This is a genomic window from Serratia proteamaculans, from assembly GCF_004684015.1.
Taxonomy (GTDB): Bacteria; Pseudomonadota; Gammaproteobacteria; order Enterobacterales; family Enterobacteriaceae; genus Serratia; species Serratia proteamaculans_F.
On record NZ_SRIA01000007.1, the window covers coordinates 226,565 to 246,623 of the forward strand.

Annotated in this window: 17 protein-coding genes and 1 pseudogene; 8 read left to right on the forward strand and 10 right to left on the reverse strand. The window is 56.0% G+C overall.

The annotated features are described in order from the left end of the window. The first annotated feature begins 54 nt into the window (after nt 1–54). Nucleotides 55–1,359: an inosine/guanosine kinase gene (locus tag E5C26_RS05795; protein ID WP_135315445.1), complete on the forward strand. Its 1,305-nt coding sequence runs from the start codon at nt 55–57 to the stop codon at nt 1,357–1,359. A 51-nt stretch (nt 1,360–1,410) separates the two neighbouring features. Here the strand turns inward: E5C26_RS05795 and ybaL are convergent, their stop codons facing one another. Both ybaL and E5C26_RS05805 read right to left on the reverse strand, forming a co-directional pair. Further along, on the reverse strand, nt 1,411–3,102 hold the full coding sequence (ybaL, locus tag E5C26_RS05800; RefSeq protein WP_135315446.1) for a YbaL family putative K(+) efflux transporter: 1,692 nt from the start codon (nt 3,100–3,102) through the stop codon (nt 1,411–1,413). 245 nt (nt 3,103–3,347) lie between these two features. Beyond that, entirely contained in the window at nt 3,348–4,568 is a 1,221-nt protein-coding gene (locus tag E5C26_RS05805) for an MFS transporter (protein WP_135315447.1), read from the reverse strand. Between the two features lie 181 nt (nt 4,569–4,749). Here E5C26_RS05805 and ushA point away from each other — a divergent pair, with 181 nt between their 5' ends. Next, the gene (ushA, locus tag E5C26_RS05810; RefSeq protein WP_135315448.1) at nt 4,750–6,405 is read left to right on the forward strand and encodes a bifunctional UDP-sugar hydrolase/5'-nucleotidase UshA; all 1,656 of its coding nucleotides are present in this window, start codon (nt 4,750–4,752) and stop codon (nt 6,403–6,405) included. Nucleotides 6,406–6,444: 39 nt separating this feature from the next. Here ushA and ybaK read toward each other — a convergent pair whose 3' ends face one another. The 3 genes and pseudogenes from ybaK to E5C26_RS05825 form a co-directional block, all read right to left on the reverse strand. Then, on the reverse strand, nt 6,445–6,924 hold the full coding sequence (ybaK, locus tag E5C26_RS05815) for a Cys-tRNA(Pro)/Cys-tRNA(Cys) deacylase YbaK (RefSeq protein ID WP_135315449.1): 480 nt from the start codon (nt 6,922–6,924) through the stop codon (nt 6,445–6,447). A gap of 225 nt (nt 6,925–7,149) precedes the next feature. Next, complete coding sequence (locus E5C26_RS05820; RefSeq protein ID WP_135315450.1) at nt 7,150–7,953, reverse strand: TraB/GumN family protein; 804 nt, start codon at nt 7,951–7,953, stop codon at nt 7,150–7,152. Between the two features lie 193 nt (nt 7,954–8,146). After that, nucleotides 8,147–8,344 (reverse strand): annotated as a pseudogene (locus E5C26_RS05825) (cation transporter); the annotation flags it as partial. Nucleotides 8,345–8,449: 105 nt separating this feature from the next. Between E5C26_RS05825 and cueR the strand changes: the two are divergent. Next, the gene (cueR, locus tag E5C26_RS05830) at nt 8,450–8,851 is read left to right on the forward strand and encodes a Cu(I)-responsive transcriptional regulator (RefSeq protein ID WP_012005590.1); all 402 of its coding nucleotides are present in this window, start codon (nt 8,450–8,452) and stop codon (nt 8,849–8,851) included. On the opposite strand, the gene E5C26_RS05835 is transcribed toward cueR, so the two are convergent. Both E5C26_RS05835 and E5C26_RS05840 read right to left on the reverse strand, forming a co-directional pair. After that, on the reverse strand, nt 8,848–9,309 hold the full coding sequence (locus tag E5C26_RS05835) for an NfeD family protein (protein ID WP_135315452.1): 462 nt from the start codon (nt 9,307–9,309) through the stop codon (nt 8,848–8,850). The genes cueR and E5C26_RS05835 overlap by 4 nt on opposite strands. 2 nt (nt 9,310–9,311) lie before the next feature. Beyond that, complete coding sequence (locus tag E5C26_RS05840; protein WP_135315453.1) at nt 9,312–10,217, reverse strand: SPFH domain-containing protein; 906 nt, start codon at nt 10,215–10,217, stop codon at nt 9,312–9,314. A gap of 240 nt (nt 10,218–10,457) precedes the next feature. Here E5C26_RS05840 and cfa point away from each other — a divergent pair, with 240 nt between their 5' ends. Further along, nucleotides 10,458–11,609, forward strand: coding sequence for a cyclopropane fatty acyl phospholipid synthase (gene cfa, locus E5C26_RS05845; RefSeq protein WP_135315454.1), 1,152 nt, complete (start codon nt 10,458–10,460; stop codon nt 11,607–11,609). A gap of 36 nt (nt 11,610–11,645) precedes the next feature. On the opposite strand, the gene E5C26_RS05850 is transcribed toward cfa, so the two are convergent. From E5C26_RS05850 to tesA, 3 genes are all read right to left on the reverse strand, one after another. Next, the gene (locus tag E5C26_RS05850; RefSeq protein WP_135315455.1) at nt 11,646–12,500 is read right to left on the reverse strand and encodes a co-chaperone YbbN; all 855 of its coding nucleotides are present in this window, start codon (nt 12,498–12,500) and stop codon (nt 11,646–11,648) included. 80 nt (nt 12,501–12,580) lie between these two features. Further along, nucleotides 12,581–13,357 carry an SDR family oxidoreductase gene (locus E5C26_RS05855; RefSeq protein ID WP_135315456.1) on the reverse strand — a complete coding sequence of 259 codons (777 nt, stop codon included), beginning with the start codon at nt 13,355–13,357 and terminating at the stop codon, nt 12,581–12,583. Nucleotides 13,358–13,382: 25 nt separating this feature from the next. Then, nucleotides 13,383–14,021 (reverse strand): multifunctional acyl-CoA thioesterase I/protease I/lysophospholipase L1, encoded by a 639-nt coding sequence (tesA, locus tag E5C26_RS05860; protein ID WP_167796618.1) that lies wholly within the window; start codon nt 14,019–14,021, stop codon nt 13,383–13,385. Between tesA and ybbA the strand changes: the two genes are divergently transcribed. The 4 genes from ybbA (at nt 13,992) to galE (ending at nt 19,956) form a co-directional block, all read left to right on the forward strand. Continuing rightward, nucleotides 13,992–14,678 carry a putative ABC transporter ATP-binding protein YbbA gene (ybbA, locus tag E5C26_RS05865; protein ID WP_135315458.1) on the forward strand — a complete coding sequence of 229 codons (687 nt, stop codon included), beginning with the start codon at nt 13,992–13,994 and terminating at the stop codon, nt 14,676–14,678. The two genes, tesA and ybbA, sit on opposite strands and share 30 nt — an antisense overlap. Further along, complete coding sequence (gene ybbP, locus E5C26_RS05870; RefSeq protein ID WP_135315459.1) at nt 14,675–17,107, forward strand: putative ABC transporter permease subunit YbbP; 2,433 nt, start codon at nt 14,675–14,677, stop codon at nt 17,105–17,107. Before ybbA ends, ybbP begins: the two co-directional genes overlap by 4 nt. A gap of 403 nt (nt 17,108–17,510) precedes the next feature. After that, nucleotides 17,511–18,917, forward strand: coding sequence for a sugar porter family MFS transporter (locus E5C26_RS05875; protein WP_135315460.1), 1,407 nt, complete (start codon nt 17,511–17,513; stop codon nt 18,915–18,917). Between the two features lie 22 nt (nt 18,918–18,939). Continuing rightward, nucleotides 18,940–19,956: a UDP-glucose 4-epimerase GalE gene (galE, locus tag E5C26_RS05880; protein WP_135315461.1), complete on the forward strand. Its 1,017-nt coding sequence runs from the start codon at nt 18,940–18,942 to the stop codon at nt 19,954–19,956. Nucleotides 19,957–20,059 lie beyond the last annotated feature (103 nt).

Consider the following 20,059-nt stretch of genomic DNA (forward strand, 5'->3'; position numbering starts at 1 on the left):
GGGCAGGAATGTGCTAACATTCTCTGCCTGTTAACTGCCACTGCCGCCAATTAAATGAAATTTCCTGGTAAACGTAAGTCCAAACACTATTTTCCGGTGAACGCCCGCGATCCGCTCTTGCAGCAGGCTCAGCCCGAAAATGAAGTCAGCACCTCTTATGTCGTCGGTATTGACCAGACGCTGGTGGATATCGAAGCCAAAGTGGATGACAGCTTTGTCCAGCGCTATGGCCTGAGTCTGGGACATTCTCTGGTGATCGAAGATGACGTCGCCGAGGCGCTATACCAGGAACTGCTAGACAATAACTTAATCACCCATCAGTTTGCCGGCGGCACCATCGGCAATACTCTGCACAACTATTCCGTGCTGGCCGATGACCGCTCGGTGTTGCTTGGCGTGATGTGCAGCAATATCAAGATTGGCAGCTACGCCTACCGCTATCTGTGCAATACCTCCAGCCGTACCGATCTTAACTACCTGCAGGCGGTTGACGGTGCTATTGGCCGTTGCTTCACGCTGATCGGTGAAAGCGGTGAGCGCACCTTTGCCATCAGCCCCGGGCAGATGAACCAACTGCGGCCGGAAAGCGTGACGGAAGAGGTGATTGCCGGTGCCTCGGCATTGGTACTGACGTCCTACCTGGTGCGCTGCAAGGAAGGGGAGCCTATGCCAGCGGCTACCATGCAGGCGATCGAGTTTGCCAAAAAGCACGACGTGCCGGTGGTACTGACGCTGGGCACCAAGTACGTGATCGCCGACAACCCGCAGTGGTGGCGCGACTTCCTGAAACAGCACGTTTCTATTCTGGCGATGAACGAAGATGAAGCGCTGGAACTGACCGGGCTAAGCGATCCGCTGACGGCTTCTGACATGGCGCTGGAGTGGGTCGATCTGGTGCTGTGCACCGCCGGGCCAAGCGGCCTGTATATGGCGGGCTACACTGAAGAAGCCAACAAGCGAGAAACTCAGCATCCGCTGCTGCCTGGGCATATCGCCGAATTCAACCGCTATGAGTTCAGCCGCGCGATGCGTCGTGAAAGCTGCGAGACCCCGCTGCGCATCTATTCGCATATTGCACCTTACATGGGCGGGCCGGAAAAAATCATGAACACCAACGGTGCCGGTGATGGGGCGCTGTCTGCGCTACTGCATGATATTGCCGCCAACGGTTTTCACCGTAATAACGTGCCGAACTCCAGCAAGCACGTTCGCAGTTACCTGACTTACTCCTCGCTGGCGCAGGTGTGTAAATACGCCAACCGCGTCAGTTATCAGGTGCTGAACCAGCATTCGCCGCGTCTGACGCGCGGCCTGCCGGAAAGGGAAGACAGTCTGGAAGAGTCTTACTGGGAACGGTAATAAAAGCAAAAAGGTCCGGCGAGCCGGACCTTTTTTACATCGTTTGTCACATCAAATCGGGCAGCCGCCCATTTTCTCTTCTTCAGTCAGCGTATCCAGCTTAAGGATATTCAGCATGCTGTTGGCGATTTCTCGTTCACCCATCACCACCTGATTGGCGCCACGATCGGAGATATACGACACTTCGTCATCGTAGTGCGCCCGGGCGATAATCTCGATGTTGGGCCGCTTGGTTCGTGCAGAGGCCACAATCTCACCGGCTTCGTAACCGTTGGGGATGGTCAACAGCAGCCAGCGCGCGCAGTCGAGCCGTGCCAGATCCATGACTTCCGGATTGGCAGCGTTGCCCAATACCGTTTTAATCCCCTGTTCACGCAATGCTTCCACCCGTGGTCGTGAGTTCTCGATCACCACCAGCGGAATACCGGCTTCGGCCAGCTTGGCCCCCAGCAGGCTGCCGACGCGGCCATAGCCGACCACCAACGCGTGGTTGCACATATCAACCGGGATCTGCTTCTCGTCTTCTACTGCTTCTTCCAGGATTTGGTCTTCTATGGTCTCGGTCTTGGCCAGATAACGTTCGAGCAGGGTGAACAGCAACGGATTCAGCATGATCGACAAAATAGCCCCGGCCAGCACCAGATTGCGACCGTGCTCCGACATCATGCCCAGCGTGATCCCCAGCCCTGCCAGAATGAAGGCGAACTCGCCAATCTGCGCCAGGCTGGCGGAGATGGTCAGCGCGGTACGTTTGGAGTGGCCGAACATTTTCACCAGCAGGAAGGCGGCCGCCGATTTACCGAACACGATAATCGCCAGCGTGGCCAGTACTGCCAGCGGTTCGCGGATCAGGATCATCGGATCAAACAGCATACCGACCGAGACAAAGAACAGTACGGCGAAGGCATCACGCAGCGGTAGCGTGTCGTGGGCGGCGCGATGGCTCAGTTCCGACTCGTTCAGTACCATACCGGCGAAGAAGGCCCCCAGGGCGAAGGAGACGTCAAAGAAGCCGACAGCGCCATAGGCAATGCCGAGTGCCAATGCCAGCACCGCCAGGGTAAAGAGTTCGCGCGAGCCGGTACTGGCGGTTTTCGCCAGGATCCACGGCACCAGGCGGCGGCCAACTACGATCATCAGCGCGATAAAGGCGATGACCTTGCCGATAGTGATGGCCAGATCAATCAGTAGCTGGCTGCTGCTGGCATTGTTATTGCCCAGCATATTGGCGAACGCGGGCAGCAATACCAGCGTCAGCACCATCGCCAGGTCTTCAACAATCAGCCAGCCGATGGCGATTTGCCCGCGTTGACTGTCAATCAACTGACGTTCTTCCAGCGCACGCAGCAGCACCACGGTACTGGCGGTGGATAAGCAAAGCCCGAACACCAGACCGGAAATCAAATCCCAACCCAATAGCTTCGACAGCCCCATACCCAGCAGAGTGGCGACGGCAATTTGCGCGACGGCGCCGGGAATGGCGATATGTTTTACTGCGAGGAGGTCTTTAAGGGAGAAATGGAGGCCAACACCAAACATCAACAAAATCACGCCGATTTCCGCCAGTTCCGGAGCCAACGAGGTATCGGCGACAAAACCGGGGGTGAACGGGCCGGCGAGCACACCTGCGGCAAGGTACCCGACCAGCGGGGAGATGCGCAGGCGATTCGCCAGCATACCGAAGAGGAAGGCGAGTACTAACCCTCCGACAATGGTGGAGATTAACGGTGTTGAATTATGCATCCAGACTCCTTCTAGCTATGCATGGCAGCAGAGGGGAAACGCAACGGTGTTACGAAAAGATACATTTAGTTTATTGCATTTGTTCGCGACGCGCTTGGCTAAATATGGGTTTTTTGTGAAAAAGCAGAGAATTCCACTTTTGGCATGCCAATGGGGTGATTTAACACTTAATGAGTCAAATAATATGGATTTGCATGGGGGGTGACCCGGTTTTACTGTGGATTCAAACCGGGTCTACAGCAGGGTTACTGTGAGTTATGGTCTGTATTGGGCAGTAATGCGGTAATAATGCCGATCAGTGGCAAGAAAGCGCAAATTTGGTAAACCAGTTCGATGCTGGTCAAATCTGCGACATAGCCAAGAACTGCCGCACCTAATCCCCCCATGCCAAAAGCAAAACCGAAGAATAAACCGGAAACCATGCCCACTTTACCGGGGATCAGTTCCTGAGCGTAAACCAGAATGGCAGAAAACGCCGAAGCGAGAATTACCCCTATAAACACCGTTAAAATGCCGGTCCAGTACAGTGATGCATAGGGTAAAACCAGCGTAAAGGGGGCAGCACCCAGAATTGAGCCCCAAATAACACGTTTTCGACCTATCTTATCGCCAAGAGGCCCACCAATAATGGTGCCTGCGGCTACGGCGAACAGGAAGGCAAACAGATGGAATTGGGCATTTTGCACGGAAACGCCGAACTTGTGCATCAGATAAAAGGTGTAATAGCTGCTAATGCTGGCCAGATAGAAGTATTTGGAGAAAATCAGTATCAGCAGGATGCCAATGGCATAGGTAACCGTACGTTTCGGCAGCGGTTTCACCATGGAGGCGGTTTTAGGCTGGCCTTTTGTGGCCCGATGCTGCTGTTGATACCATTTGCTGACCTGCAACAGCACCACAATCGCCAGCAGCGCCGCCAGGGAGAACCAGGCGACGTTACCCTTGCCATAAGGCGCGATAATCAGCGCCGCAAGCAGAGGCCCGAGGGAACTGCCAAAGTTACCGCCGACCTGGAACAGTGACTGCGCCAGGCCATGTCGGCCACCGGAAGCCATCCGCGCTACGCGGGAGGATTCCGGATGGAATACTGAAGAGCCGGTACCGACCAAGGCCGCCGCCAACAGGACCAGCGGAAAGGTATTGGCCATGGACAGCAGCAGCAGCCCGCACAGGGTAAAGCCCATGCCGATCGGCAGTGAATATGGCTGCGGGTGTTTATCCGTGTAGTAGCCGATTAGCGGTTGCAATAAAGATGCTGTGAGCTGATAGGTCAGGGTGATCATACCGATCTGCACGAAGCTGAGGCTGAAGTCAGCCTGCAGGATCGGGTAAATCGCCAGGATCAGCGATTGAATCATGTCGTTGAGCAGGTGAGAGACGCTGATGGCACCGAGAATCGAGAAGGCAGTCCCTTTAACCGCACTGCCCTTGGCCGGTGGCAGGGCGGTTTCGCTACGGTCGGTCATTTTATTATTAGCCTGGTAAGTTTTAGAGGACAGAGCAGATATCTTAGGCAAGTTGTTCAATATTTACCATATCCGACATAATTTGACGCATATCGCAAAAATTTGAAATTAGTTGCCTTTGTTTCGCGCTACAATTTCGGCCATCTCAAAAAAGCAGTTAATTATCATATGGAGTTCCGCCATGCGCTTCTCGTTAAAGACCACCGCATGCGCTTTGGCCGTGTCCCTGACTTTCCTGTCGGGAGCCGCCAGCGCCTGGGAAAAGGATAAGACCTACGACATCACCATTCTGCATACCAACGATCACCACGGCCATTTCTGGCAAAACGATCACGGTGAATATGGTTTGGGCGCGCAGAAAACGCTGGTGGACAGCATTCGCCAGGAGGTCGCGGCCAAGGGCGGCAGTCTGTTACTGCTGTCGGGCGGTGATATTAATACCGGCGTGCCGGAATCAGACCTACAGGATGCCGAGCCAGACTTCCGTGGCATGAATCTGGTGGGCTATGACGCGATGGCCATCGGCAACCATGAATTCGACAATCCGCTCAGCGTGTTGCGCCAGCAGGAAAAGTGGGCCACCTTCCCGTTGCTGTCGGCCAATATCTATCAGAAAAGCACCCAGCAGCGCCTGTTCAAACCCTATGCCTTGTTCGATAAGCAGGGCATCAAGATTGCGGTGATCGGTCTGACTACCGATGACACGGCCAAGATTGGTAACCCGGAATACTTCACCGACATTGAGTTCCATGTGCCAGCGCAAGAGGCCAAACAGGTGGTGGAGCAACTGCGTAAGGACGAGAAGCCGGACGTGATCATCGCCGCGACTCACATGGGCCATTACGATGACGGCAACCATGGCTCCAATGCACCCGGTGACGTAGAAATGGCGCGCAGCCTGCCTGCCGGCTATCTGGATATGATCGTCGGCGGCCACTCGCAGGATCCGGTTTGTATGGCCGGTGAAAACCACAAGCAGGTGGATTATGTGCCGGGCACCCCGTGCTCGCCGGATCGTCAGAACGGTACCTGGATTGTGCAGGCGCATGAGTGGGGCAAATACGTGGGGCGTGCCGACTTCCAGTTTCGTAACGGTGAACTGAAGCTGGTGCATTATCAGCTGATCCCGGTCAATCTTAAGAAGAAGGTAGAGAAAGCCGACGGCACCAGCGAGCGTGTGTATTACACCCAGCAGATAGCGGAAGATGCCTCGATGATGAAACTGCTGACGCCATTCCAGGAAAAGGGCAAGGCGCAGTTGGACGTTAAAATTGGCAGCGTTAATGGCAAGTTGGAAGGCGATCGCAGTAAGGTGCGCTTTGTTCAGACCAACCTGTCACGGGTTTTGCTGGCAGCGCAGATGGAACGTGCCGAGGCCGATTTTGCCGTAATGAGCGGGGGTGGGGTCCGTGACTCGATTGAAGCCGGTGACATTACCTATAAAAACGTGCTGAAGGTACAGCCGTTTGGCAACACGCTGGTCTACGTTGAAATGAAAGGCAGCGAGGTGGAAAAATACCTGGCAGTGGTCGCTAACATGAAAGTGGATTCCGGTGCCTATGCACAGTTTGCCAACGTCAGCCTGACGGCGGACGGCAAACAGGGCGTCAGCAATGTCAAAATCAAAGGCGAGCCGTTGCAGGCGGATAAAACTTACCGTATGGCCACGCTGAACTTCAATGCGTTGGGCGGTGACGGTTATCCGAAGCTGGATACTTTGCCAAGCTACGTCAACACCGGCTTTATCGATGCCGAAGTGCTGAAACAGTATATCGAGAAGCACTCACCGCTGGATGCGGCGGTCTATGAGCCGAAGGGCGAGATTGTTTATCAGTAAGTCTCCAGTGGGGGGAGGCATAAGTCTCCCCCTGTCGATTCAGTCGCGCTTGGCGATATCGGCAAAATTGCCGGCCAACAGTCGGCAAAGATCCTCTGCCGCCAGCTCGATGTCCAACCCGCGTTTACCGCCGGAGACATAAATGGTGGCGAACTGCTGTGCCGGGCTGTCAATCACCGTCGGCAGGCGCTTTTTTTGCCCCAGCGGGCTGATGCCGCCCACCAGATAGCCGGTGACGCGCTGTGCCAGCAGCGGATCGGCCATTTCGGCCTTTTTAGCCCCCAATGCGCGGGCGACCTTCTTCAAATCCAATTGGCTGGCAACCGGGGTGACCGCCACCGCCAGATGTTTGGCATCACCGTTCAGTGCCACCAGCAGCGTTTTATAGACGCGGTCGGCATCCAGCCCAAGCTTCTTCACCGCTTCGTCACCGAAATTGGTTTCGGCACTGTCGTGATGATAGGGATGAAGAGTAAAGGCGACTTTTTGTTTTTCTAGCAGGATCACTGCGGGCGTCATGTGTTTTCCTATTTCTCCCGGCGCGCAAGGTTGCAACGGGATGCAACAAAATTACAAAAATATAACGGTAACAGCAACCTGAGCAACGGCAGCGTAAAGCGGGTTGCCAAGATGTTCACTCGGTTGCTACCCTGTGTATTGTAACCGTTAACACGGTTGCTATGCGTATAACTACAATACAAGAAATTCCTCTTTGACTGGCCAGTAGCGATATTGGCCACTTTTTTACTGCCCCTGCAGCATTGCCGGCAGATTATCCTCGCCGTACAGATGCAGTGCACCCACCGCTACTACGTAGTTGCCGGCCGGTAACGCCTCCAGTTTTTGTCGCCAGTCGCGGTTGCGCTGATGCATCAGCACGTCGTAAAGATCGGCACTGAAAGTGGCGGGTAGGGTTTCCAGCATGTTGCTGGGTTTGGCGTCCAGCCACCAACTCACCATAGTTTGCAGCAGCCGTGCGTTGGTATGCCAGTGTTCCAGCGTATCACGCAGCAGCGCCATGCCCCCTTCAGGCAACTGCTCCAGCATCGCCATTTGCTGTTCCGCGCCCTCCAGCTCGATCACCTTTTTATGCTGTGCTCTGGCGGCTTGCAGCAGTTGATAATCCACTCCGTATTCGGCGCGCAACCCCAAACGCTGTGCCTGGCGGGCCTGCATCATTAGTGCCACCTGCCAGCCGGGCAGGGTGGAAAAGGTTTCTGCATCGGTGCCCAGTTCCTGACACAGCGTCAGCAACTGCTGAAATTCGGGTTCAGAGAGTCGTTGACCAAGATCTGTTTGCTGTTCGATAGGGTCAAACGGCGAGGCAGAGCCGGTAATATCGGCTTCAACAATCAAGGCATCCGCCTGTTTTAGGCGTGCGGCCAGTTTGGCCGGCAGCGGAGACATATCTACCGTGCCCATATGAATGCTGCCGACCAGATGGAACTGACGATCGCCGGGCAGTCGAATATCCAGCGCCGGGTAGGCGTAGGTCATGGGAGAGATCAGACCGAGAAAGGCGGCGATGCGGCGTAACAGTTGACCCATACAGCGTGGCTCCTGAATAACTTGTTCGCCTTTCGCCTTTCGGCTTGAAAGGTGAGGGGCGTAACATTTACCCCATGCTAAACGCTATCAGGCAGACAAGAAAGTCTGAAGAGTGAAGGAATTATCCCAAAGGAAACGAGGCGCATTGATTTGCGCCCCGTGGTCTTGTCTCGGTCTCGGTCAATGAGAGTCAGGCAAGGGTGGCTTGATAACCGGCCTGTTCCACCGCCGTAATCAGCGTTTGTGGCGCGACATCGCCGGTCACTTTGGCGCTATCAAGGGCGACTTCCACGGCGGTAACGCCAGGCACGGCTTCCAAAGCTTTACGTGTGCTGCCAACACAATGCATGCAGGTCAGCCCCTGCAATGCCAGTACGGTAATTTGTGACATGCTTCGATTCCTCTCAAAAGTGGTGTTTAAAGGTTGACCGCTTTACCCGTTTTCACTAAGAATGAAGGATAAACCTTCCAGCAAGGGGAAGGTCAAGGAGTGAAAATGAATATCAGCGACGTAGCGAAAAAAACCGGTTTAACCAGCAAGGCCATTCGCTTTTATGAAGAGAAAGGGCTGGTGACTGCGCCGATCCGTACCGACAACGGCTATCGCAGCTACAGCCCAAAGCACATCGAAGAACTGACGCTGCTGCGCCAGGCGCGGCAGGTGGGTTTTAATCTGGATGAGTGTCGTGAGCTGGTGGCTCTGTTTAACGATCCGGCCCGCCACAGCGCCGATGTGAAAGCGCGCACGCTGCAAAAAGTGGCGGATATTGAAAAGCACATTGCCGAACTCGGTGAGATGCGCCAGCGTTTAGTGGCGCTGGCGGATCAATGCCCGGGTGATGACGGTGCCGAATGCCCAATCATTAATAACCTGGCGGGCTGTTGCCATAAGCATTAACGGGCAATGGCACGGATCACCAGAGTGATGCCTTCGACGGCGACGACTTCGACCTCGGTGCCCACCGCAAGGTCTTCACTGGCCTGCGCCCGCCAGCTGCTGTCGCCGATGTTAATACGGCCCATACCGTTGTGCATAGGTTCGGTCAGCGTAGCGCGGGTGCCAATCAACTGACGATTGCGCTGGTTCAGCACCTGCGAACCGCTGGAAGCCGCTGCCGGGCGCTGGCGTAACCAGTACCACCACAGGTAGGCCACCACCACGGTCAGTACGGCAAAAATCACCCCCTGCCACTCCCAGGCCAACTGCGGCAGCAGCCAGACGATGGCACCGACCACTACCGCCGATACGCCACTCCACAACAGGTAGCCGCTGGCACCAAGCATTTCTGCCGCCAGCAGCAGCCCGCCGAGGGAAAGCCAAAACCAGTGCGGGTTTGCTGCAATTTGTTCGAGCATGATTACTTGCCTTTGTTGTCTTTCAACAGTTCGGCAATGCCACCAATGGAACCGAGCAGGCTGCTGGCGTCCAGCGGCATCATGATGACTTTACTGTTGTTGGCAGAGCCGATTTTTTGCAGCGCATCGGTGTATTTCTGTGCCACAAAGTAGTTCACCGCCTGGATATTACCGCTGGCGATAGCATCGGACACCAGTTGAGTGGCTCGCGCTTCTGCTTCAGCGGCACGTTCACGGGCTTCTGCCTGCAGGAACGCCGACTGACGCTCACCTTCCGCCTTGAGGATTTGCGACTGTTTGTCGCCTTCGGCACGCAGGATGGCGGCCTGACGCACACCTTCGGCCTCCAGAATATCCGCACGCTTGGTTCGCTCGGCCTTCATCTGGGCGTTCATTGCCGAGACTAACTCTGCCGGTGGGCGTACGTCACGGATCTCGATACGGGTGATTTTAATGCCCCACGGATTGGTGGCTTCGTCGACGATATGCAGCAGGCGGCTGTTGATGCTGTCACGCTGTGAGAGAATTTCGTCCAGCTCCATGGAGCCGAGCACGGTACGGAAGTTGGTCATGGTCAGGTTGACGATCGCCAGTTCCAGGTTGCTGACCTCATAAGCTGCACGAGCCGGATCGACCACCTGGATAAAACACACCGCATCGATGGCTACGTTGGCGTTGTCGCGCGAGATAATTTCCTGCGAAGGAATATCCAGCACCTGTTCCATCATATTAATTTTTCTGCCGATGCGGTCCATAAACGGCACCACCAGGTTTAAACCGGGCATCAGCGTTTTGGTGTAGCGGCCGAAGCGTTCCACCGTCCATTGGAACCCCTGCGGAACAATTTTGACGCCGGCGAATACAATGATCAGCGCGACGACAATCACGATGGGAATAAGGGTAAACATGGCAAACCTCCTGTCAGACATATGTAAACAGATATTACGCCAGCTACCGTGCAAAGACTAATAAATCAGGGGCGCTGAACCATTAACATTCCAAATTGGCATGTTTCCAATAATTTTAATTCATTTCATGACGTTGTCCGTCTTGGCTAGAGTAAAAAGCATTGCCGCTTTTCACTTCGAATATTTGTCATTTTTATTTGCGACTATGCTTTTTGAAATGACATTTCTCCAAGGATTGTTATGGACTCAATCAGTGTTGATGAACTCGCCCCAAAAAAAGATCGTTGGTATCGCATTGTGGAGGAGTTACTGTCCGCTGCCGGTATCGCCATCAACGGCAACCGTGCCTGCGATATCAAGGTACACAACCCGGCGTTGTTTAAACGTATTTTGCAGGAGGGGTCGCTGGGGTTCGGTGAAAGCTACATGGACGGCTGGTGGGACTGCGAGCGGTTGGACGCGTTATTTACCCGTGTCTTGCAGGCCGGTGTTGATGAACGTTTGCCAAAAAACCTGAGCGACATTGCACGCATTGCCTATACCCGGTTGTTCAACCTTCAGTCACGCAAACGCGCCTGGCAGGTGGGTAAAGAACATTACGATATTGGCAACGATCTGTTCCGTGCGATGCTCGATCCCTATATGCAATATTCCTGCGGTTACTGGAAAGAGGCTGATACGCTGGAGCAGGCGCAGTTGGCCAAGCTGAAAATGATCTGCGAAAAGCTGCAGTTGAAACCGGGCATGTCGTTGCTGGATATCGGCTGCGGCTGGGGTGGGCTGGCGCAGTATGCGGCGGAAAACTACGGCGTCACAGTGCACGGCGTGACCATTTCGGCCGAGCAGCAAAAACTGGCGCAGGAGCGCTGTGCCGGTCTTGACGTCGAAATTCTGCTGCAGGATTACCGCGACCTGAACCGCCAGTTTGATCGTATTGTTTCTGTCGGCATGTTTGAACACGTGGGGCCGAAAAACTACGACACTTACTTCCGGGTTGCCGCGCGTAATCTTAAACCCGATGGCTTGTTCCTGCTGCATACCATTGGCGCCAACCAAACCAATCTTCACGTCGATGCCTGGATAAACAAGTACATCTTCCCCAATGGCTGCCTGCCTTCGGTGCGCCATATTGCCGAAGCCAGCGAAGGGCGCTTTGTGATGGAGGATTGGCACAATATTGGCGCCGATTACGATCGCACGCTGATGGCCTGGTATGAGAATTTCAAACAGGCGTGGCCGATGCTGTCCGAGGGCTATTCTGAACGTTTCGAGAGGATGTTCACCTATTACCTGAACGCCTGTGCGGGCGCATTCCGCTCGCGTGATATTCAGCTGTGGCAGGTGTTGTTCAGCCCGAAAGGCGTTGAAGGCGGGGTGCGGGTTTACCGCTGAGAAGATAAGGGGCGCAGTGATTTGCGCCCCAAACTGTCAGTACAACAGCGAATACAGTTGGCGGCGGTATTTGGCGGCCAGCGTGTCGCCGGTGCCCAATGCGGCCAGAATATCCATCAGTGTTTTACGCGCGCTGCCGTTGGCGGCGGCAAGATCTTTCTTCAGATGCCCGATCAACAGCTCCAGCGCTTCTTCATTGCGCCCAACCTGATGCAATTGCAGCGCCAACTGCACGGCTAAGTCGACATTCTCCGGCTGCTGCTCCACTTGCTGTTGCAACAGCTGAATTTCCGGCGTATCGGCAGCCTGTTTCAGCAATTCAATCTGCGCCATCAGGCCCTGATAACGGGTATCTTTATCCTGCAACGGAATGGTTGCCAGCACGGCTTCGGCATCTTCTGTGCGGTTCAATGCGATCTGGGTTTCCGCCAGTGTCAAACCGATATCACTGCGTTGCTGGCTGGCTTGCCAGGCATCTTTTAACAGCGGCAACGCTTCTGCCGCATTGCCTTCGGCCAACAGCTCGGTCGCCTGCGCCAGTTTCAGATCTTCTTCCTTCGGCAGGAAACGCTGCAGGAATTCACGGATCATCTCTTCCGGCTGCGGGCCCTGGAAACCGTCGACCGGCTGGCCATCTTTGAACAGATATACCGTCGGCAGCGAACGCAGGCCAAACTGAGCGGCGATCGCCTGCTCGGTGTCACAATCCACTTTTGCCAGCAGGAACTGACCGGCATATTCCGCCGCCAGCTTATCGAGAATCGGGGTGAGTTGCAGACAGTGTTGGCTGCGATCCGACCAGAAGTAGAACACCACCGGCATGGACATTGACTGTTCCAGCGTCTGGTGCAGGTTTGTTTCGTTAATATCAACAACAGCTTGAGCTAGCATGTAATTTTCTCTCTGATCTTGCGGAGCCATTGGCTTTTAGATGGGGGCGGGGCGGCATTCTTCAACCCCGGGCAGCCAAATTAACCGTTGCTGCGTAACACCCAGTCCAGACAGCGGCCGGGCAGGATGCGGCGTAATACGCTTAGTGCATGCGCCAGCAGGGTCACCGGATACCGCAGTTTGGCTTTTGGGCTTTCCAGCGCGTGGCGTAATTTGGGTAAAATCGCCTCGGGCGGTAGCGTCAGACGTTTGGCAATGCCGGGGTTATGCACCGGTTTGTCGCTCTGCGCCTGATTGACGTTTTGGGTAAAGTGGGTGGAGATCGGGCCGGGTTCAATCAGGCTGACCTGAATGCCGGTGCCGTGCAGCTCCATCCGCAGCGCGTCGGACCAGGCTTCCAGCGCAAACTTGCTGGCGGCATAGGCACCGCGCCCGGCGCTGGACACCAGACCCATCACCGAACTGGTCTGAATAATTCGCCCCTCGCCGTGCGGCAGCATCGCCGGTAACAGCAACTGGGTTAATTGATGGGTGCCGAACAGGTTGGTGGCGAACTGCCGTTCCAACTGCTGACGGGAAATGCTGCTCAGCGGGCCGTAAACGCCAAAACCGCCGTTATTGAACAGGCCATACAGGCGGCCGCCGGTCAGTTCAGTCACCAGTGCGGCAGCGCGTTCGACGCTGGCACTGTCGTCCAAATCCAGCTCAATGCCTTCCAACCCCAGTTGACGCATATTTTCAACGTCCTGCGGCTTGCGACAGGCGGCCAGCACCCGGTAACCACGGTTACGCAGATCCTGCGCGGCAATCAATCCAATCCCGCTGGAACAGCCGGTTATCAATACTGCTTTTTGCATAACTTTACCTAGTGTACAGCCCTATTTAGTTGGACTCGTGTTTTACTAACGGTTCCAGGCGTTCCGCCATCCAGGTGGCGATAAACGGTTGGGCATCCTTATTGGGATGCAATCCGTCATCCTGCATCCATTCCGCTTTCACCACCACCTGTTCCATATAGAACGGCAGCAGTGGAATGTCGAATTGTTTGGCAAGCTGCGGGTAAATCGCACTGAAGGCCTCGGTATAGCGGCGGCCATAGTTGGGCGGAATACGGATTTGCATCAACAGCGGCTGCGCATCGGCTTGCTGCACCAGCGTGATGATTTGGCTGAGGTCGCGTTGCAGATCCTGTGCCGGGAAACCACGCAGACCATCGTTGGCACCCAGTTCAATCAGTACCCAGCGTGGTTTATGTTGTTTCAGCAGCTCGGGCAGACGTGCCAGCCCCTGAGCGGCGGTGTCGCCGCTGATGCTGGCGTTGACCAGCTGCGGTTCACCCGGTTTTTTCTGCCATTGGTCGGCCAACAGCGTCGGCCAGGCTTGCGCCACCGGCAAACGGTAACCGGCGCTTAAACTGTCGCCTAATATCAATAAGGTATCGGCGGCGACAGCGCGTAAACTGAATAATCCCAACAGCAAAAGGAAGGGAAGATGCCAGCGGAAAACGTTCTTGAAGTTCATCATCTTAGTAAACACGTTGGTCAGGGTGAGCATCAGCTCTCCATCCTTACCGGAGTCGAGCTGGTTGTCAAACCCGCACAGACAATTGCCCTGATTGGCGAGTCCGGTTCGGGCAAATCAACGCTGCTGGGGATCCTCGCCGGGCTGGACGACGGCAGTGAAGGGGAGGTGCATTTGTTGGGCGAGTCACTGACCGCGCTGGATGAAGAGGGCCGCGCCGCGCTACGCGCCAAAAATGTCGGCTTTGTTTTTCAATCCTTTATGTTGGTGCCGACGCTCAATGCGCTGGAAAACGTTCAGTTACCGGCGTTGCTGCGTGGTGAAAGCGATCGTCAGAGCCGTGAGCAGGCGGTGCAACTGCTGGAGCAACTTGGGCTGGGCCAGCGTCTTGACCACTTGCCGGCACAGCTTTCCGGCGGTGAGCAGCAGCGCGTAGCGCTGGCACGGGCGTTCAGTGGCCGACCGCGGGTGCTGTTTGCCGATGAACCCACCGGCAACCTCGATCGCCAAACCGGTGAACGCATCGCCGATCTCCTGTTTTCTCTCAACCGCGATTTCTCCACCACGTTAATCCTGGTCACCCATGATGAAACCCTGGCGGCTCGCTGCCAGCGTCGGCTGCGCCTGCGTGAAGGCCAGCTGTGGGAGGAAGCATGATCTGGCGCTGGTTTTGGCGTGAGTGGCGTTCGCCGTCACTGCTGATCGTCTGGCTGGCGTTGACGCTGTCGATGGCCTGCGTGTTGGCACTGGGCAGCATCAGCGATCGTATGGACAAAGGTCTGAGCCAGCAGAGCCGCGACTTTATCGCGGGCGATCGGGTATTGCGCAGTGCCCGGCCGGTACCGGAAGGCTGGCTGCTGGACGCACAACAACAGGGGCTGAAAGTCAGCCGACAGCTGTCGTTCACCACCATGACCTATGCCGGTGATCGACCCCAGTTGGCGGACGTGAAGGCCACCGACCTGGCCTATCCGCTGTACGGTAAGCTGGAGACCCGCCCGGCCAACGTCAAACTGGAACCGGGGAGCGTGCTGGTGGCGCCGCGTTTGCTGGCGCTGTTGAACGTGAAGGTAGGTGACAGGTTGGACGTGGGTGATACCAGCCTGCGCATCGCCGGTGAAATTATTCAGGAACCGGATTCCGGCTTTAACCCGTTCCAGACGGCACCGCGCATCATGATCAATCTGGCGGACGTGGACAAAACCGGGGCGGTGCAGCCGGGCAGCCGCCTGACCTACCGTTATATGTTTGCCGGTACTCCGCAGGATATCCAGCGTTACGAAGATCGCCTGACGCCGCAGTTGGGGCCTGACCAGCGCTGGTTTGGCTTGCAGGAGTCCGGCAGTGCATTGGGTAAATCGTTGCAGCGTTCGCAGCAGTTCCTGTTGCTGTCGGCGCTGTTGACCTTACTGCTGTCGATTGCCGCCGTCGCGGTAGCGATGAGCCACTATTGCCGCAGCCGTTACGACCTGATTGCGGTGCTGAAAACGCTGGGGGCCGGTCGCAGCGCATTGCGCAAGTTGATCGTCGGCCAGTGGCTGGCGGTAATTCTGCTGGCCGCTGTTGGCGGGGGCATTATCGGACTGGGGTTTGAAGCGGTGTTGATCCGCCTGCTGGCACCGGTGCTGCCGGCGGAACTGCCTGCAGCCGGGGCCTGGCCATGGCTGTGGGCAGTCGGCGCATTGCTGATGATTTCGCTGCTGGTGGGGTTGCGGCCGTACCGTCAACTGCTGGCGACCCAGCCACTGCGGGTGCTGCGCCGTGATGTAGTGGCCAACGTCTGGCCGCTGCGTTATTTCCTGCCGGTGACGGCGGTGATTGTGGTGGCGCTGCTGACCGCATTGATGGGGGCCAGCACGCTACTGTGGTCGATCCTCGCTGGTATCCTGGTGCTGGCGCTGCTGTTGGGCGGTATCGGCTGGGGCAGCCTGTTATTGCTGCGGCGAATTACGCTGAAGAACCTGGCACTGCGACTGGCGGTTAACCGGCTGCTGCATCAGCCCTGGGTCACGGTCAGCCAACTGGCGGCTTTCTCGCTGTCGTTTATGCTGCTGGCGTTACTGCTGGTGCTGCGTGGCGATCTGCTTGAGCGTTGGCAGCAGCAATTGCCACCGGACAGCCCGAACTACTTCCTGCTGAACATGACTGAGGCGCAGGTGCCACAGGTGAAAACCTTCCTGCAACAGCATCAAATCAAACCGGAAACCTACTATCCGATTGTCCGCGTGCGCCTGACCGAGATTAACCAGCAGGTGGCGACCGAGCGGGTGCATGAGGACGATCCGGGCGGCGAGGCGGTGAATCGTGAGCTGAACCTGACCTGGCTGGCAGATTTGCCGGCGCACAACCCTTTGCTGGCAGGCAGTTGGCCACCGAAGGCCGGCGAGGTGTCGATGGATCAGGGCATTGCCGGACGACTCAAGATCAAACTGGGCGATACGCTGACCTTCAGCGGTGATACCCAGTCGTTCAGCGCCAGGGTCACCAGCCTGCGCCAGGTGGATTGGGAAAGTCTGAAACCGAACTTCTATTTCATCTTCCCGCCGGGTGCGCTGGACGGCCAGCCGCAAACCTGGCTCACCAGTTTCCGTTACGACGGCGACGGGCAGATGCTGACCCAGCTTAATCGCCAGTTCCCGACGCTCAGTCTGCTGGACATAGGTTCGATCCTTAAACAGGTGGGCGGCGTGCTGCAGCAGGTGAGCCGTGCGCTGGAAGTGATGGTGGTGCTGGTGGTGCTGTGCGGCGGTCTGTTGCTGATGGCACAGGTGCAGGTGGGGATGCGCCAGCGGCGTCAGGAACTGGTGGTGTATCGCACGCTCGGCGCGGGCAAACGCCTGTTACGCAGCACGCTGTGGTGTGAGTTTGCCCTGCTGGGGCTGGTGGCGGGCATTGCCGCCGCGGTGGGCGCAGAAGCGGCACTGTGGTTGCTGCAAAGCCAGGTGTTTGACTTCCCGTGGGCGCCCACACCGGTGCTGTGGTGGGCACTGCCGCTACTCAGTGCGTTGCTGTTGTCGCTGTGCGGTGGTTGGCTGGGCGTGCGCTTGCTGCGCGGGCAGGCGCTGTTCCGCAGTTACGACGGTTAACTCACCCTAAATATCGAGCTGGCCCAGGTTAGCGGGCCAGCCGAACAACGATCGATCTTTCCCTCTATCTCTCCTTCGCTACTCCATCCAACTGCCGGTCTTTAATCCACGGCACCCGGACGTTTGTTGTGTGAAATCGGTTACATATGGCGGTCGTTTTATTAAAGAGGACGCCCTGCGATATGGTAAAAAGATGTTGCGGTCATCTTCATTTTAAAACAGCAAATACGGTTATTATCTTTTTTAATCAAGGTTATTTTACTGTTTTATCGCTTTCAGGATTTTATAACGCTTAAGATAAAGTGGTGTAATCGTTTCCACTAATGTGATCGCACTCACTTACCTCTGACGGATTGCCTCCTATCATAACGGCAACTTAAGAACGTTATCGATTGGAGGCAGTATGAGTACTACCGTCAAAGTGTCGGCGGCTGAGAAAAGCCAAAGCAATGCAGGCATGACTTTCTTCGTCTGTTTTTTGGCCGCACTGGCCGGGCTGTTATTTGGTCTGGATATCGGCGTTATTGCGGGGGCTCTGCCGTTTATCACCGATTCGTTTCATATGACCAGTTCCCAGCAGGAGTGGGTGGTTAGCTCAATGATGTTTGGCGCTGCGGTGGGCGCTGTGGGTAGCGGTTGGATGAACTTCCGCATCGGGCGTAAGTACAGCCTGATGATTGGTGCCGTGCTGTTCGTGCTGGGATCCTTGTGCTCAGCGGCAGCGCCTAACGTCGAAGTCTTGTTGGTGTCCCGCATTTTGCTCGGGCTGGCTGTGGGTGTCGCATCCTATACGGCGCCCATTTACCTGTCTGAAATAGCACCGGAAAAAATTCGCGGCAGCATGATTTCCATGTACCAGCTGATGATAACCATCGGCATCCTGGCGGCCTACCTTTCGGATACCGCGTTCAGTTACACCGGTGCCTGGCGCTGGATGCTGGGGGTGATCACCATTCCTGCCGTGCTGCTGCTGGTTGGGGTGTTCTTCCTGCCGGATAGCCCACGCTGGCTGGCTTCGCGTAACCGCCATGAGCAGGCGCGTCAGGTGTTGGAGAAACTGCGTGACAGCAGCGCCCAGGCGCAGCATGAACTGAACGAAATTCGTGAGAGCCTCAAGCTGAAACAGAGCGGCTGGTCGCTGTTTAAAGACAATAAAAACTTCCGCCGTGCCGTTTTCCTCGGCGTGCTGCTGCAGGTGATGCAACAGTTCACCGGTATGAACGTCATCATGTATTACGCTCCGAAGATTTTTGGTCTGGCGGGTTTTGCCAGTACCGCACAGCAGATGTGGGGGACGGTGATTGTGGGGCTGGTTAACGTGCTGGCCACCTTTATCGCCATCGGGCTGGTTGACCGCTGGGGCCGTAAACCGACGCTGACGCTGGGTTTTATCGTCATGGCGGTGGGCATGGGTGCCCTGGGGACGATGATGCATGTGGGGATGAATTCGCCTGCCGAGCAATACTTCGCCGTTATCATGCTGCTGATGTTTATCGTCGGTTTTGCCATGAGCGCCGGCCCACTGATTTGGGTACTGTGTTCTGAGATCCAACCGCTGAAAGGCCGTGACTTTGGTATCACCTGTTCCACAGCCACCAACTGGATCGCCAACATGATCGTCGGGGCAACCTTCCTGACCATGCTCAATTCGCTGGGCAGCGCCTACACCTTCTGGGTCTATGCGGCGCTTAACCTGGTGTTTATCTTCATCACGCTGGCGTTGATCCCAGAAACCAAAAATATTTCTCTGGAACATATCGAACGCAATCTGATGGCTGGCAAACCGTTACGTAATATTGGTTCTCGCTAAGCTATCTTAAGGGGAAAAGATTATGACGATTTTGGTGACCGGCGGTGCCGGCTACATTGGTTCGCATACGGTGCTGGCCTTGCTGGAACGTGGTGAAGATGTGGTGGTGCTGGATAATTTGATCAACGCTTCCGAAGAGTCTTTGCGCCGCGTGGAGCAACTGACGGGCAAGGCGGCGACGTTTTATCGGGGAGATGTGCAGGATGCCGGTTGCCTGAAACGTATCTTTGATGAAAACAAGGTTGCCTCGGTGATCCACTTTGCCGGTCTGAAGGCGGTGGGGGAGTCGACTCAAAAACCTCTGGAGTATTATCAGAATAACGTGGCCGGTACGCTGGTGCTGCTGGAGGCGATGCGCGAGGCGGGAGTTCATCAGTTTATCTTCAGCTCTTCCGCCACGGTGTACGGGGAACATGCGCCGGTACCTTACCGGGAAGATATGCCGATCGGCGGCACGACCAGCCCTTACGGCACTTCCAAATGGATGGTTGAACAGATCCTGCAGGACTTTGCCAGGGCCGAACCGGCGTTTTCGATTATCGCGCTGCGCTACTTCAACCCGGTGGGAGCGCATGAGTCGGGCCTGATTGGCGAAGACCCGAGCGGCATCCCCAATAATCTGCTGCCATATATCGCGCAGGTGGCCATTGGTCAGCGGGAAACTCTGAGCGTATTTGGCGGTGACTATCCAACCAAGGACGGTACGGGCGTGCGCGACTACATTCACGTGATGGATGTGGCACAGGGCCATCTGGCGGCGATGGATCATTTACCGCAGATTGCCGGGTTTAAAGCTTATAACCTGGGTTCCGGGGTCGGTTACTCGGTGCTGGAAATGGTGCAGGCGTTTGAAAAAGCCTCGGGCGTCACCATCCCCTATCAGATTTTACCGCGCCGTGCGGGCGACCTGCCTGCCTTCTGGGCCGATGCCGGCTTGGCAAAACAGGAGCTGGGTTGGCAAGTGCAGCGCGGGCTTGACGTGATGATGCGTGATACCTGGAATTGGCAAAGCAAAAATCCGCAGGGCTATCGCCGCTAACAAACCTGCATAAAGGCTAAATCGGTAGGGGGCGAACATGTTCGCCCCGACTTAACCCGTAGATTATATGATAGGGCGCGGCATGCAGCGCCCCTACCATGAA